This is a genomic window from Ekhidna sp. (genome assembly GCF_039940915.1).
In the GTDB taxonomy this organism is placed as follows: domain Bacteria; phylum Bacteroidota; class Bacteroidia; order Cytophagales; family Cyclobacteriaceae; genus Ekhidna.
Map to the genome: position 1 here is coordinate 550,757 of NZ_JBDVFO010000003.1, position 12,340 is coordinate 563,096.

A 12,340-nucleotide genomic window follows, 5' to 3' on the forward strand; every position below is an offset into this window, starting at 1 on the left:
GTACCTTTCGTTTTAGTAATTACTAAAACATTAAAAGATGAGCAAGACCTGTATTAGAGTATTGGCGGATCCCGTCCAAATTAAGGAATGCAAGGAATCACTGAATCAACTTAATGATCAGCTTGATCAAGCAACTCAGATATTCAATCTTTCAGGAAACCCAATGAGGTTGAAAATTCTCTTTCTATTGCACAAAGAAGGAGAAATGTGTCCTTGCGACCTGAGCGACATTCTGGATATATCTGTGGGAGGAGTTTCACAGCATTTACGTAAGCTAAAGGACGGGAAGCTTGTCAAAGACAAGAAAGTAGGCCAAACGGTCTTCTATTCTCTGGTAGGAACCAATATTCAGATTATCAAACCAGTGTTGGATGGCTTGCTACAGCAGAATCAAAAAGAAGTAATCTCATGAGTACGACAAATCTATCTTCAAAAAGTGCCAGTGCAGGACTGTTTGCAGCAATCGTAGCTTCACTATGCTGCATCACACCTGTGTTTTCATTACTGGCTGGTATCGGTGGCATTGCAGCCACTTTCTCTTGGATGGAACCATTCAGGCCATATCTGATAGGCTTGACTATCGGTATTTTAGGTTTTGCCTGGTATCAGAAACTAAGACCCAAATCCGCAGAAGAAATAGCTTGCGAATGTGAAACGGATGAGCAATCATCTTTCTGGCAATCAAAAAAATTCTTAGGAATCATTACAGTCTTTGCAGGCTTAATGCTCTCGTTTCCCAGCTACGCACATATTTTCTATTCCAATGGTGGAAACCAGACACCTTCAGCCTTTATTGAACAAGACACAACCAAAACAAATAAGATTGTCTTAGACGTAAAGGGAATGACCTGTGCAGGTTGCGAAGCTTCAATCGAACATGAGGTTGGGATGCTTCAGGGTGTGAAGTCTGTGGATGCCATCTATGCGGAAGGTTCTGCAACCATTGAGTATTTACCATCTAAGCTCGAAGAAAAAACAATCATAGAAGCAATCAATAAAACGGGATACACAGTAATTGAGAAACCAAAAGATCAATAGGATGGAAGAAGAGATAACATTAGAATCAACGATCACTTGCCCTAACTGTGGACATCAGAAGGAAGAAACCATGCCTACGGATGCATGCCAGTACTTCTATGAATGTGAAAATTGCAACCAGGTGCTGAAACCTAAACCGGGAGATTGCTGTGTGTACTGCAGTTATGGGACTAAGAAGTGTCCACCGGTGCAAAATGGAACGTGTAATTGCTGATTATGGATGCAGGTCAAAAACCGGTTTACAAGGCGCGCATGATAGGACGAATTTTCAGATTCTGCCTTGGACTATTCTTTGTTACAGAAGTTTGGCCAGTGTATCGTGATGTTAGTTGGGAGGGGGTCTTTATAAGACTTTCATGGGCTATCGGCCTTCTTGCTTTTTATGCCCTGATTCATTTCGTTATCGTTCGGTTTACACCTAAAATAGATCGTGTGATCGGAGCTGTTTTGGCTTTTGGCCCCTTCCTTGCCGTTTTCTTTTTTGGATATGGAGGACCAGCCGCTACTGGGGCTTTAACTTTTCTATCCGCATCCTTGATACTAGCAGGTATCCGAGCAGATCCGGGCTGTGAAGTGATGACAATACCAGCTATCTTTTCAGGTAAGCATACGCATTTAGCATGCCTCCTTTTCTCTCCCATCGATTGGTGTGAGAGAAAGATGGATTAAAATAGATTGATATGGAAGCCTCTGAAGTAATACCAATACTCAGGATATTTGACTATCAAAAAACAATAGAGTTTTACGTAGATTGGTTAGGATTTAAGATTGATTGGGAACATCGCTTCCATGATGATGCACCAATCTACATGCAAGTTTCAAACGGTGGTATAATACTACACTTGTCAGAACATCATGGCGATTGTTCTCCTGGAGCGAAAGTATTTATAAACTGCAAAGGCTTAAAGGAATTCCATAAAGGCCTAAAAAAGAAGAAATACAAATACAACAACCCCGGCATTAGTAAGGCTCCATGGGAGGATTTGTGCATGGAGGTTAATGATCCTTTCCACAACAAATTGGTGTTTAACGAGAAGCAGTAAAGCAATTTCACGCTTCTATCTCTTTGATCTAACTTTTGAGATTAGTTCTTCAGGATTAATATCTAACCGATCAGCAATCTTGAAAAGAGTAGTTAAGGTTGGTTGTTTATGCCCATTTTCCAGTCTCGAAATATGAGTTGCGTGAGATTTTATGGCATGTGCTAGTGCTTCTTGAGAAAGCCCATTAACTTCTCTAAGTTCTTTCAAAACCTCACCAAATGCCTTTATGATTTGCTCATCTGTCACGAAAAGCAAATTCATTCTTATGAAGACTTTACACCATAGCCTAAAGGGCAAGATGTAATTTAGTTTTTATATATTGGGCGCTTTTTATAGACGGTTTACCAAATGCGATTTAAGAAATTTTTAAGTGAAAGATCAAGTCCCAAGAATGGAAAGTATAGAACCATCAATGTAGATGGAGACCTTCATCATTTCTTCAAACAAACAGCGAATCATTATAATATAGCCTTATCTGATTTGATCTATAACGTATTGGAAAATTGGAAACAGGAGTATCAGGATGATATTAAAAATGATATAAGAAAACGTTTGGAGAGTAAGTAAATGTCCACAAGTAAAGTTTTAAGACCGGTAATTATTATGCATAAGGGAGAGGCTTTGAATGGTTTCTTTCATCGATTTGTTTATTCTTATTCCAGCTATCACAGTGAAACGCAAGCGCTGATTGAACTCGACGATGGAAGACTGAGATACTTTGATCCGTACTTTGTCCGATTCACGGATAGAAAGGAGGAGAAGAATCAAAAAGGATAAGTTTTGAACAACCACTCAAGAACGTTGGTTTTAGGGGATATTCATGGAAATGTAAAAGCACTGAATCAGTGTCTCGAGAGATGCAACTTTGATTCTAATATAGATACTTTGATTCAATTGGGAGATGTGGCTGATAGGTTTCCTGATACAGCTAAAGTAGTTGAGCGTCTTCTGGAGTTTAAGAATCTCATTGCAATTCGAGGTAATCATGATGATTGGACCAACAAATGGTTCTCTACTGGAATACAAGATTCTTCATGGTTGGCCAATGGGGGACAGGATACAATTGACTCATATAAAATCGAGAAAGTTGATCTTGATACACATAAGAAATTCTTTAGGGAAATTCAAATCAACCATTACATTGACAGTGAAAACAGAATCTTTGTTCATGGTGGGTTTACTCAACCAAAAGGACCTGAATATGATCTAATAAAAACTCAATGTCTTTGGGATCGGAGTTTGTGGAATGAAGCAATCATTGGTCAAAAACTAAGTAGACAGCCACATATTCTATCCGGATTCAAGGAAATCTACATTGGCCACACCCCAACTCTAAATTGGCATCAAGAGGAGCCAATGAATATTTTCAACGTCTGGAATCTGGATACTGGAGCAGGACATTCTAATGGCAGATTAACAATAATGGACATTGACTCTAAGGAATTTTGGCAGTCTGATTTGGCAGGTACGCTTTATCAATAGCTTTGCAATTTTTTTACATATACCTAAATGAGTATCTTACTAGTAAATTATTGTTCACCAAATATTCATAGAAATGGCTGTAAAACATACACCTACAAACGAAGTTCATAAAGGATACAAAGGAGGAACCACAGGTTGTGGATTCGATACCAAAGAACATCCTGACCATTGGGTTAGCACAACTGAAAGAATTACATGTGCCAAAAATGGTTGTGCAAATTAATTTCTAAAGTAGCTAAAGGCTGATTTCTTATGGATTTCAGCCTTTTTTACTAGTCAGATCAGTACTCGAAAAACATATCGTATTGCTTTTCAAGCAATTGCGAAATATGGCCTTTGTTTTTACAAGACCATACTGGACAGGGTCATAGCGGTTAAGCTTACTATAATGGGTCTTGACACTAAGAAGTATTAGCAATCTGATTTATAATTGAGCCATGACTCAAAAAGAAGGGCGGATACAATATTACAAATCAATAATTCTAAGTTTGGCAAAAGCTAGTATGCTATTGCCCTTACTTATAGTTTTTGCTGCTACTAAAATAACTCATGTAAACAGACCATTTATCCACATTTTAATAGTTGGTTTGATTTTTCTGTTTGTACTCAGCTTATTATTTCTAATTAGAAATCTGATCAATTTGAGAAAGCTGGTGAATCAAAATCCCTGAATCGTATATGTGTTTCTTTAATATACGGTGACTAATTTGACATGACATTGCTAATATGTCATGCTATTTCCTCTGCCATTATGACGCAAAACGATTCTATATAAAAACATACAAAGATTAATTAGGAATATAGTAATAATTACTAGTTAAATCTAAGTATTGGCACGGGGTTTGGGAAATTTGGAACGACCCGTAACAACGTAAAGGGAGTCGACAAACTAGCCCTATACGTTGTGATAATTAGTTGATCCTACGGGCTTCATAACGAAGCGGCAAAAGTAATAGTTCTTCATACAATTACAAATCTTCTTCCTTATTGGATCAACTCTATTTGATCGAGAAGATTAATGAAAAAGAAAAACTATTATGTCGTAACCAATCCTCTAGGAGGTTGGTCGGTAAAACGCGAAGGAAGCAGTAAAGCTTCATCTGTAACAAAAACTCAATCAGAAGCAATAGAAATTGGTAGAAATCTTGCCAAAAAAAGCAAGGGAGAACTTACGATTCAGGGCAGAGATCGAAAGTTCAGAGAAAAGAATAGCTATGGAAATGATCCAAGAAACGTAAAAGGTTGACCTTATGGAGTATCTGAATTTTGAACAGAAAAGACAATTCAATGAGATACTTCAATTTCTTGGAGAATCATTGGATATAACACAAACTCAATTTGACGCAGCGGTTAGAAGTTATAATGTAGTGGGTGAATGGTTATCTAGCCCCGAGTCACAATTATATCGATATCGACCTGAGATTTTACCTCAGGGTTCATTTATGCTGGGTACAATGATTCGCCCAATTAATGAAGATGATGACCTGGACATTGACCTAGTGTGTAGGCTTGAAGGTAAGCAGTCATCCTGGACTCAGGCAGATGTGAAGGCGATTGTTGGTAATCGCTTAGCAGATCACGGAACACTAAAGAAACTCCTTGAATTACCGGATGGTAGAAGGTGCTGGACATTGCAATATTATGATTCTGCAAATTTCCACATGGATGTATTACCGTCGGTCACAAGCACTGGGTATAGGATTCTGATGGAAAGGACCTTAACCGAAGCAGAAGCAAGTGCAGAATCATTAGCAATTAGAATCACAGATAAATACGAGGATAACTACAAAACAGATTCAATTCCGAAAAATTGGCCAAAAAGTAATCCGTTCGGATATGGAATATGGTTTGAAAGCAGAGCTAGAATCTCCGGAAGGGAGATCAAGTTAATGACGGAAGCTGTTCAGCCAGTTCCCAAATACCAAAAGAACAAGTTGCCACTTCAAAGAGTGGTCCAGATACTTAAAAGGCACAGGGATATTATGTTTAATGGAGATGAGGACAAGCCAATATCTATCATAATAACCACCCTTACAGCGAGAGCCTACCAACAGGAAACGGACATATATGAAGCACTTCAAAATGCTCTAAATCGTATTCCTGCATTCATTGAAGAACGGTGGTCAGAAAAGCATCAACGAAATATCAAATGGATTCCAAATCCAGTGAATCCGGAAGAAAACTTTGCCGACAAATGGCCTGAAAAACCTAAGAAGGAAGAGAATTTTTATAAGTGGTTGTTCCAGGTTAAAAATGATATCTCTGAAGCAATAGGGCAATCCTCAATGACATCAATCATGGAATCACTGAAACAGCCATTTGGAGAGAATTTATTAAACGAGGCTTTGGGCGGATATGGTAAAAGCTTATTGCACCAGAGAGAAAGTGGAGCGATGAAAATGGCAGCCAGTACAGGAATAGTAGGAGAAGTAGGAAGAACAACAGTAACTCAACACAATCCATATGGGAAGAGCAAGTAGGATATCGTTGTTAATTCAAGCGGGGACATTGAAATCTTATTTCCCAAATTCTCAAATAATCAGAAAGGGAGAACAAGAATTGAGGTGGACCCATACTGTAACACCTACGCCCTTAAGTAAATCTTACACAATCTCCCTACACTATAAGTATGGCAAGGGTGCCAAGGTTTATGTTTTGCATCCAAAGCCCCTAACCCTAGCTCGAGGCAAGAAGTTGCTCCCACATGTGTATAGTACACCCGAACAACGCCTGTGCCTTTACTATCCGAAGTATCGTGAATGGACACCTTCGAGATTGTACGTGAGAACATTGATTCCATGGGCATGTGAATGGCTTATTCACTATGAGATCTGGTCGGTGACCGGAGAGTGGTACGGTGGTGGCATAGATCATGAAAATGAAGCCGAAAAAACAGAAATGAACAATGCCGCTTGAGAAACCAAATAGGATATAATGTCATTTAAAAACCTGATCGATGATGTGAGTAACACAGTGGATGATGTTGTGAATACCAATTTTGAGTATTACACAACTAAAGCTGTGCCTTCATCCGAGGATGGTGATTTGACATTAGAGAGGGGAGCCGCCAAGAAAGGAAAAGTGTTAGATACGTGCGTCCTATTCGTAGATATCCGTAATTCTGTTGCGCTTACTACCAAACACCATCGTCTAACCATGGCGAAAATTTACACCGCCTTTACAAAGGCGATGGTAAAAGCTGCATCTGCACATGGAGGCTTTGTTAGAAATGTGATCGGTGATCGGGTCATGATCGTCTTCCCTCCGAAGAATTGCTTTGAGAATGCAATGGACTGTGCCATTAGTATTAATCATATATGCGACAAGGTTATTAATCCAAAATTCCCAACCGTTGACTTTAAATGTGGCATAGGTATTGATTATGGAAAGATCCGAGTCATAAAAGTCGGTCAGAGCAAACAAGGGAAAGAGCGAGGTGAGAACAAAGGTCTGGTTTGGGTAGGGCCTGTGGCTAACCAGGCATCACGTCTTACGGACAGGGCAAATAAAGCAGAGGATAAAACAACCTATGAAGTCAACTACTTCGCATGGAATCCTGGTTCTCTTTTCAATTACATGACGCTACCAAACATTTTTGGTGGCTTACAGCCTCAAAGCGAATCCAAAATACCGCCACATTTTTCCAGTAGCGCCACCAAGAAAATTATGTCTCCAGCTGAATTTTCGGATTCAATTGGAGTTAATAAGGATGGAACAATCAGCATCTCCGGGGGTAAATATCTGAGTCACCAAAAGAAAACTAGAACGATCACTTATCCACCCATTCTTATGTCAGAGGCAGTCTATAAAGGGTTTGTAAAGGAATGTCCGAAGCGAAAGCATTCACTTTGGAAAAAGCAATCACATCGCATTGACGATGTAAATACTGATTTGTACGGTGGTAATATAATTTGGAAAAATCTACTATGAATAAGGAATTATTAGAAGTTTTTAAGAACGTAAATGATTGGCTCAAATTCGCTGAGGCAAAGAACGCAATGCTTATCGCATTGAATGGAGCAATTCTCATTGGAATTAGTAAAATAAGCGATTCGGTACTTTTTGACTTTACTCCATTTTTCTGGACAGGATATTTGTCGCTAGCTAAAGTTATGCTCCTTTTTTCCATGACTGTTTCGTTGCTCTCTTTTGTCCCACGCATTAAAATGAAGGGAGGACTTTACGAGCCAAACTCAGGGAGCAACCGCTGGTTCTTTGAATACTTGAAAACATTAGCCAAAGAGCAAATCGTTGAGGAGATAACAGGTCAAAAACCAAGTCGCAATCAGCTTGAAATAGATTTAGCTGAGCAGATAAGACAAAACTCTCTTATTGCCAGCAGCAAGTACTCCCTGTTTTCGATTGCTATATGGCTTACAGTAGCATCGGTGATTTCAATTCCAATTGCTGGGCTTTTCGCTCTGTATTTATATTTAAGTTAATAGGTTGCTATGGAAAAACCCTTTAAGATATTGTCAATAGATGGTGGTGGAATAAGAGGTGTATTTCCAGCCATGTTTCTAGCCAAGCTGGAAGCAGAACTGAAAGCCAATGGCAAAAAAGATTGGCAGATCTTCCAGAATTTTGATCTCATTTGTGGCACCTCAACTGGTGGCATTTTGGCAATCGCTCTGGCACTTGGCATTCCAGCCCAGGAATTGCATAAGCTATACCTAGAGAACGCACAATCAATATTTGGAAAAAACTGGAAGTTTTTACGGTTTTACAAGAGATGGATTAAGGGATTAGGATGGTCAGTTCACAGCAGGAATTCTCTAGAGACTTTAATTCAGGAAAAATTCAAATCGGCCAACGGTGATGAAGATCCAAGAATTGCTGATTGTAAAACTGCAATCTGCGTTCCTATTTATGACTTACTCAACGGCCATCCGTCTGTTTTGAAAACCAAACATCATGATGCTTTCAAAAGAGATTTTCACATTCCGGCATACAAAGCAGCTCTTGCAACTTCTGCTGCTCCTACATATTTCAATCCATACACTTCTGAATACAAGGACTTAAATGAAATTGAAAGTCCATTTTCAAATAAGGTGGATGGTGGTGTTGTTGCCAACAACCCAACCTTACTCGGAATACTTGAAGCCCAGGAAGCTTTTGACCAGAAGCTTGAAAATATTCGAGTGCTCTCATTAGGTACTGGGCATCAAAAATTTACAGATGGAAAGAGAAGGCATAGATGGGGTATTACCTACTGGTTAAGTAAGACCAGATTGATAGACTTGTTTATGCAGGCTCAGTCTCAATTAGTAGAGAATCAAATCAGTTTAATGCAGCTAGGTATTGATAAAAGGCTTCAAGAAAATCCAAGGTTTAAATACACTAGGATAAATACTGAACTATCGGGGTCGCTGAAAATTGCGCTGGATGAAACAAGTAAGGACAAACTCAAAAAACTTAGTGAGAAAGCAGCATTTGAGTTCGGAAATCATGGAAGTGACGTGATTAAAACTTTTTGTGAATAAGTTATGAGTAATAAAAGAATAGAAAATCTTATTGCGCTTGGAGTTTTGACTTTGCTTGGTGGTTTAGTGTATACAGCTACAAGAAAGAAGTTTGTAATCACCCATGAATCAAACTGTGACGAACTGCTAAAGAGATTCAATAAGCTAGTTGATATTCATCCGGAGAAAGTCGCCAACCTCAGGAGGGCGCATGAAACAATTCGAAATAAAATAGAGAGTTACTTCTATCATAAAACCAATCTGCCAATCCCCGAATTCTATATTCAGGGATCATACAAGATGAAAACAGTTGTAGAGAATAGAAATATTAAATGCGATGTGGATTTGGCCGTTATCTTTCCAGAATATCCTGGTGTCAAACTTGAAACGCTCCAAAATCATATCAAAAGTGCTCTCAGAAATCACACCTCAAGAGGGGTTGTCAATAAAACTCCGTGCGTCCGACTTACTTATGTGAGAGACTTTCATATTGACCTTCCAATCTACTTCAAGGATCGGTACGGCAAAATGTATTTTGGTTCTCGTGGAACTGGCATCCGTCTGATCCGAAAGCTTTTGTTGAGTGGTTCAAGCATAAAACTGCCAATACACCACAACTGATTAGAATCATAAGATATTTAAAGGCTTGGGCAGATCATACCAAATCAAAAATGGGGATTAAATTTCCGAGTGGTTTAGCACTTTCATTATGGGCAATAGAATATTATAAGCCTTCATCAAGAGATGATATTGCTCTTTTTAATACTTGCTCCAGTATTCTAAATTATTTGAATGAAAACTTCAAAAACCAATGGCAGGCCAAAATGCCAGTAGCTCCAGGTGATAATGTACTAAGTAAGCTTAACAAAGCAGATAGATCAGCTTTTTATAACGAACTTAAAGAGATGGTTGCTTTAATGTCAGAAGCTGTTAGTGCAATTAGCCAGGTAAAAGCTAGACCTAAATGGAATCGAATATTTGGTAGTAGATTCAGAGGGTTGAATTAAATGGTAGTCCGAGAATAGTGATTTCTTGGTCAACATTCTAACTGAGTTATTCAACATTCAATGATATGGTACACAAAAGTTGAAACAATACTCTTATTGAGTTCAATAACTTTTCTTTTGTTAACCGAGATGTCTAGACATTTTGACGATTGTCTTGATTCAGATTATCAACTCGGATTTTATTAATAGCTCTAGCTGCATTTTTTTGAGCAATGAGTTCCTTCTTAGAGTACTTTCTGGGTACTCTATCAGCTTTTAGATCTTCTATAGTGGAAAAGAATTCAATTTTCATTTATTGTGAAGTTAGCAAATCAACTTAGGCCTTTAGAATTTTAACCATTTTTTAGTGGACTCTCCTGTGTACGGAATCTATTGAGAATTAAGTGTGAATATTTTCTCCTAGTAAAGTGAACATTTTCATTTGTGCATGATATGTTATCATTTAAGCCTTGAAGTCGGCTTTTTTAAGAAACACTACATTTTAACTGGTGATACACTACAATTTAATTGGTGCTGCACAGTGCTCTACACTACACTTACCACCAAAAACCCCACGATCTCCCACCAAAATCTATTTCCCACACTTTTCCCTTAAATTTTCTTCGAAAACAGCCTGATCAGTAGATAAATCCATATCTCACTGACTTTCAATTCATTCCCCTATGCTATAAAATCAATGATTTAGGTGCAATAATGAACTTTTTTTACGTTCTGTGTATGAAAGTGGGAGAAAGTGGAGGAAAATAGGAAAAGTTGTTTACATTTGTCTCGGTGGTTTATATTTTTCAAGGCTCAGTATGACGTTTTTTACAAGCGAGTATGAGTGTAAGTTGGATACTAAAGGAAGGTTGGTCTTGCCTGCAAAGATCAAGGTCAACCTTCCGGAGGTCTCCACTGCAGAACTAGTAATTCGGAAGGGATTCGAGCCGAACCTAATCCTCTACCCAATGGTGGAGTATAAAAAAATACACCACAAGATCTCATCACTTAGTGAATTCAATCCTGAGCAGCGAAAGCTGAAAAGGAATTTTTTCAGGAGTATCGCCCAGGTGGAGTTGGATAGTGCAAGTAGGATACTGGTACCCAAGACGATGCTTGCTCATGCGCAGATAGACAAAGAAGCAATTCTCATCGGCATGGGCAACTATATAGAAATGTGGAATCCGGAAGTGTTCAATAAGCACCTCATCGAAGATGCAGACGAATACTCAGAGTTAGCACAAAAGTTCTTAGATGAATAATGTAGGGTCACAAGAAGCAAGTTGTAAGCTTCAATTTTTGAAGCTTGGTAATTTGTTGAGTTGGATCATCGAGTCTTGCAGCTTGCAACTAAAAACTTGCAGCTATGTATCATAATCCTGTCATGTTGCAAGAATGCCTTGGCGGATTGGATATAAAACCAGATGGAGTATATGTAGATGTGACCTTCGGAGGTGGCGGTCATAGCAAAGCAATACTCGAAAGATTAACAACCGGACACCTCATTGCTTTTGATCAGGATGCAGATGCTGAGAAAAATGCACGAACGCTCGAATTGTCGGGCAAACGTTCTTTTACATTTATTGAGTCGAATTTCAGATTTCTGAAAAAGTACCTCAAACTACATGGCATCACGGAAGTAGATGGCATACTGGCGGATTTGGGAGTAAGCTCCCATCAGTTCGATGAGCCAGCGCGTGGATTCACCATTAGGGCAGAAGGTGTGTTGGATATGCGCATGGATCAAGCCGCAACTAAAAGCGCCAGGGATGTAGTAAACGAGTACGATGAAAAGGATCTGATACATATTATGAGTGCATACGGCGAAATCAGAAATGCACGAACCCTCGCAAGAGAGATTGTGAACTTCCGAATGAACCAACCCATCGAGACCAACGAGCAACTGAAGGCAATAGCCATGAAGAATGCGCCTAAAGGTCGGGATCTCAAATACCTCGCACAGGTCTTTCAGGCCATTCGAATTGAGGTAAATGAGGAGTTGGAAGCACTCAAGGAATTTTTAATACAGGCTGGCGAAGTGCTAAAGGCAGAAGGCAGGCTGGTGGTGATGAGTTATCACTCACTGGAAGACAGACCGGTTAAAAATTTCATCAATAAAGGAAACATTAAAGGGGTCGATGAAAAAGACTTTTATGGGAATCCAATCAGGGTGTTGGACCCGGTGAACCGTAAGCCCATCGTTCCCGAAGCGGCAGAAATAAAAGAAAACAGCAGAGCGAGAAGCGCTAAGCTGCGTATTGGCAGAAAAAGAAGCAAGTAATAAGCCTTAAGCCACAAGCTTGACTTGGAACTTGCAGCTTGAACTTGT

The 12,340-nt window shown here is 39.1% G+C and carries 21 protein-coding genes; 19 read left to right on the top strand and 2 right to left on the bottom strand.

Translation table 11 applies throughout. The annotated features are described in order from the left end of the window. The first annotated feature begins 37 nt into the window (after positions 1–37). From ABJF57_RS17425 to ABJF57_RS17445, 5 genes are read left to right on the top strand one after another with little or no spacing between them, the layout of a single operon-like run. Positions 38–412, top strand: a complete 375-nt coding sequence (locus ABJF57_RS17425; protein WP_462232618.1) for an ArsR/SmtB family transcription factor — start codon at positions 38–40, stop codon at positions 410–412. After that, positions 409–1,038, top strand: a complete 630-nt coding sequence (gene merTP / locus ABJF57_RS17430) for a mercuric transport protein MerTP (protein ID WP_462232619.1) — start codon at positions 409–411, stop codon at positions 1,036–1,038. Before ABJF57_RS17425 ends, merTP begins: the two co-directional genes overlap by 4 nt. A 1-nt stretch (position 1,039) precedes the next feature. Continuing rightward, complete coding sequence (locus tag ABJF57_RS17435) at positions 1,040–1,252, top strand: GDCCVxC domain-containing (seleno)protein (protein ID WP_462232620.1); 213 nt, start codon at positions 1,040–1,042, stop codon at positions 1,250–1,252. Positions 1,253–1,290: 38 nt separating this feature from the next. Beyond that, positions 1,291–1,707 (top strand): hypothetical protein, encoded by a 417-nt coding sequence (locus ABJF57_RS17440; RefSeq protein WP_462232621.1) that lies wholly within the window; start codon positions 1,291–1,293, stop codon positions 1,705–1,707. An 11-nt stretch (positions 1,708–1,718) separates the two neighbouring features. After that, the gene (locus tag ABJF57_RS17445) at positions 1,719–2,081 is read left to right on the top strand and encodes a glyoxalase superfamily protein (RefSeq protein ID WP_462232622.1); all 363 of its coding nucleotides are present in this window, start codon (positions 1,719–1,721) and stop codon (positions 2,079–2,081) included. A gap of 15 nt (positions 2,082–2,096) precedes the next feature. On the opposite strand, the gene ABJF57_RS17450 is transcribed toward ABJF57_RS17445, so the two are convergent. After that, positions 2,097–2,342 carry a helix-turn-helix domain-containing protein gene (locus tag ABJF57_RS17450; protein ID WP_462232623.1) on the bottom strand — a complete coding sequence of 82 codons (246 nt, stop codon included), beginning with the start codon at positions 2,340–2,342 and terminating at the stop codon, positions 2,097–2,099. Positions 2,343–2,429: 87 nt separating this feature from the next. Between ABJF57_RS17450 and ABJF57_RS17455 the strand changes: the two genes are divergently transcribed. The 12 genes from ABJF57_RS17455 to ABJF57_RS17510 all read left to right on the top strand — a co-directional run bounded on the left by ABJF57_RS17455 (position 2,430) and on the right by ABJF57_RS17510 (position 10,032). Further along, positions 2,430–2,648, top strand: a complete 219-nt coding sequence (locus tag ABJF57_RS17455) for a hypothetical protein (RefSeq protein ID WP_462232624.1) — start codon at positions 2,430–2,432, stop codon at positions 2,646–2,648. 36 nt (positions 2,649–2,684) lie between these two features. Beyond that, positions 2,685–2,858, top strand: a complete 174-nt coding sequence (locus tag ABJF57_RS17460; RefSeq protein ID WP_462232625.1) for a hypothetical protein — start codon at positions 2,685–2,687, stop codon at positions 2,856–2,858. Positions 2,859–2,861: 3 nt separating this feature from the next. Further along, positions 2,862–3,563 carry a metallophosphoesterase gene (locus tag ABJF57_RS17465; RefSeq protein WP_462232626.1) on the top strand — a complete coding sequence of 234 codons (702 nt, stop codon included), beginning with the start codon at positions 2,862–2,864 and terminating at the stop codon, positions 3,561–3,563. Positions 3,564–3,636: 73 nt separating this feature from the next. Next, the gene (locus tag ABJF57_RS17470) at positions 3,637–3,786 is read left to right on the top strand and encodes a hypothetical protein (protein WP_462232627.1); all 150 of its coding nucleotides are present in this window, start codon (positions 3,637–3,639) and stop codon (positions 3,784–3,786) included. 795 nt (positions 3,787–4,581) lie between these two features. Next, positions 4,582–4,809 carry a DUF2188 domain-containing protein gene (locus tag ABJF57_RS17475; protein ID WP_462232628.1) on the top strand — a complete coding sequence of 76 codons (228 nt, stop codon included), beginning with the start codon at positions 4,582–4,584 and terminating at the stop codon, positions 4,807–4,809. A gap of 4 nt (positions 4,810–4,813) precedes the next feature. Further along, entirely contained in the window at positions 4,814–6,043 is a 1,230-nt protein-coding gene (locus tag ABJF57_RS17480; protein WP_462232629.1) for a cyclic GMP-AMP synthase DncV-like nucleotidyltransferase, read from the top strand. Then, entirely contained in the window at positions 6,027–6,479 is a 453-nt protein-coding gene (locus ABJF57_RS17485) for a hypothetical protein (protein WP_462232630.1), read from the top strand. The genes ABJF57_RS17480 and ABJF57_RS17485 overlap by 17 nt, the downstream gene beginning before the upstream one ends. A gap of 18 nt (positions 6,480–6,497) precedes the next feature. Beyond that, on the top strand, positions 6,498–7,493 hold the full coding sequence (locus tag ABJF57_RS17490; RefSeq protein ID WP_462232631.1) for an adenylate/guanylate cyclase domain-containing protein: 996 nt from the start codon (positions 6,498–6,500) through the stop codon (positions 7,491–7,493). Then, positions 7,490–8,005, top strand: a complete 516-nt coding sequence (locus ABJF57_RS17495; protein WP_462232632.1) for a Pycsar system effector family protein — start codon at positions 7,490–7,492, stop codon at positions 8,003–8,005. Before ABJF57_RS17490 ends, ABJF57_RS17495 begins: the two co-directional genes overlap by 4 nt. A 9-nt stretch (positions 8,006–8,014) precedes the next feature. Next, positions 8,015–9,046, top strand: coding sequence for a CBASS cGAMP-activated phospholipase (locus ABJF57_RS17500; protein WP_462232633.1), 1,032 nt, complete (start codon positions 8,015–8,017; stop codon positions 9,044–9,046). A 3-nt stretch (positions 9,047–9,049) separates the two neighbouring features. Further along, positions 9,050–9,646 (top strand): cyclic GMP-AMP synthase DncV-like nucleotidyltransferase, encoded by a 597-nt coding sequence (locus ABJF57_RS17505; RefSeq protein ID WP_462232634.1) that lies wholly within the window; start codon positions 9,050–9,052, stop codon positions 9,644–9,646. Between the two features lie 50 nt (positions 9,647–9,696). Next, on the top strand, positions 9,697–10,032 hold the full coding sequence (locus ABJF57_RS17510) for a hypothetical protein (RefSeq protein ID WP_462232635.1): 336 nt from the start codon (positions 9,697–9,699) through the stop codon (positions 10,030–10,032). Positions 10,033–10,165: 133 nt separating this feature from the next. Here ABJF57_RS17510 and ABJF57_RS17515 read toward each other — a convergent pair whose 3' ends face one another. Beyond that, positions 10,166–10,324, bottom strand: a complete 159-nt coding sequence (locus ABJF57_RS17515) for a hypothetical protein (RefSeq protein WP_462232636.1) — start codon at positions 10,322–10,324, stop codon at positions 10,166–10,168. Positions 10,325–10,829: 505 nt separating this feature from the next. Between ABJF57_RS17515 and mraZ the strand changes: the two genes are divergently transcribed. Both mraZ and rsmH read left to right on the top strand, forming a co-directional pair. Continuing rightward, positions 10,830–11,273 carry a division/cell wall cluster transcriptional repressor MraZ gene (mraZ, locus tag ABJF57_RS17520; RefSeq protein ID WP_462232637.1) on the top strand — a complete coding sequence of 148 codons (444 nt, stop codon included), beginning with the start codon at positions 10,830–10,832 and terminating at the stop codon, positions 11,271–11,273. Between the two features lie 104 nt (positions 11,274–11,377). After that, positions 11,378–12,292 (top strand): 16S rRNA (cytosine(1402)-N(4))-methyltransferase RsmH, encoded by a 915-nt coding sequence (gene rsmH / locus ABJF57_RS17525; RefSeq protein ID WP_462232638.1) that lies wholly within the window; start codon positions 11,378–11,380, stop codon positions 12,290–12,292. The last annotated feature ends 48 nt before the right edge of the window (positions 12,293–12,340 follow it).

What these genes read in the sequence shown, in the direction of transcription:
- ABJF57_RS17495 (WP_462232632.1), top strand. Translation starts at nt 7,490, where the DNA reads ATGAATAAGGAATTATTAGAAGTTTTTAAGAACGTAAATGATTGGCTC.
- ABJF57_RS17510 (WP_462232635.1), top strand. Translation starts at nt 9,697, where the DNA reads ATGGGGATTAAATTTCCGAGTGGTTTAGCACTTTCATTATGGGCAATA.
- ABJF57_RS17480 (WP_462232629.1), top strand. Translation starts at nt 4,814, where the DNA reads ATGGAGTATCTGAATTTTGAACAGAAAAGACAATTCAATGAGATACTT.
- ABJF57_RS17485 (WP_462232630.1), top strand. Translation starts at nt 6,027, where the DNA reads ATGGGAAGAGCAAGTAGGATATCGTTGTTAATTCAAGCGGGGACATTG.
- ABJF57_RS17445 (WP_462232622.1), top strand. Translation starts at nt 1,719, where the DNA reads ATGGAAGCCTCTGAAGTAATACCAATACTCAGGATATTTGACTATCAA.
- ABJF57_RS17470 (WP_462232627.1), top strand. Translation starts at nt 3,637, where the DNA reads ATGGCTGTAAAACATACACCTACAAACGAAGTTCATAAAGGATACAAA.
- ABJF57_RS17500 (WP_462232633.1), top strand. Translation starts at nt 8,015, where the DNA reads ATGGAAAAACCCTTTAAGATATTGTCAATAGATGGTGGTGGAATAAGA.
- ABJF57_RS17475 (WP_462232628.1), top strand. Translation starts at nt 4,582, where the DNA reads ATGAAAAAGAAAAACTATTATGTCGTAACCAATCCTCTAGGAGGTTGG.
- ABJF57_RS17515 (WP_462232636.1), bottom strand. Translation starts at nt 10,324, where the DNA reads ATGAAAATTGAATTCTTTTCCACTATAGAAGATCTAAAAGCTGATAGA.
- rsmH (WP_462232638.1), top strand. Translation starts at nt 11,378, where the DNA reads ATGTATCATAATCCTGTCATGTTGCAAGAATGCCTTGGCGGATTGGAT.
- ABJF57_RS17435 (WP_462232620.1), top strand. Translation starts at nt 1,040, where the DNA reads ATGGAAGAAGAGATAACATTAGAATCAACGATCACTTGCCCTAACTGT.
- ABJF57_RS17460 (WP_462232625.1), top strand. Translation starts at nt 2,685, where the DNA reads ATGCATAAGGGAGAGGCTTTGAATGGTTTCTTTCATCGATTTGTTTAT.
- ABJF57_RS17440 (WP_462232621.1), top strand. Translation starts at nt 1,291, where the DNA reads ATGATAGGACGAATTTTCAGATTCTGCCTTGGACTATTCTTTGTTACA.
- merTP (WP_462232619.1), top strand. Translation starts at nt 409, where the DNA reads ATGAGTACGACAAATCTATCTTCAAAAAGTGCCAGTGCAGGACTGTTT.
- ABJF57_RS17455 (WP_462232624.1), top strand. Translation starts at nt 2,430, where the DNA reads ATGCGATTTAAGAAATTTTTAAGTGAAAGATCAAGTCCCAAGAATGGA.
- ABJF57_RS17450 (WP_462232623.1), bottom strand. Translation starts at nt 2,342, where the DNA reads ATGAATTTGCTTTTCGTGACAGATGAGCAAATCATAAAGGCATTTGGT.
- ABJF57_RS17490 (WP_462232631.1), top strand. Translation starts at nt 6,498, where the DNA reads ATGTCATTTAAAAACCTGATCGATGATGTGAGTAACACAGTGGATGAT.
- mraZ (WP_462232637.1), top strand. Translation starts at nt 10,830, where the DNA reads ATGACGTTTTTTACAAGCGAGTATGAGTGTAAGTTGGATACTAAAGGA.
- ABJF57_RS17425 (WP_462232618.1), top strand. Translation starts at nt 38, where the DNA reads ATGAGCAAGACCTGTATTAGAGTATTGGCGGATCCCGTCCAAATTAAG.
- ABJF57_RS17505 (WP_462232634.1), top strand. Translation starts at nt 9,050, where the DNA reads ATGAGTAATAAAAGAATAGAAAATCTTATTGCGCTTGGAGTTTTGACT.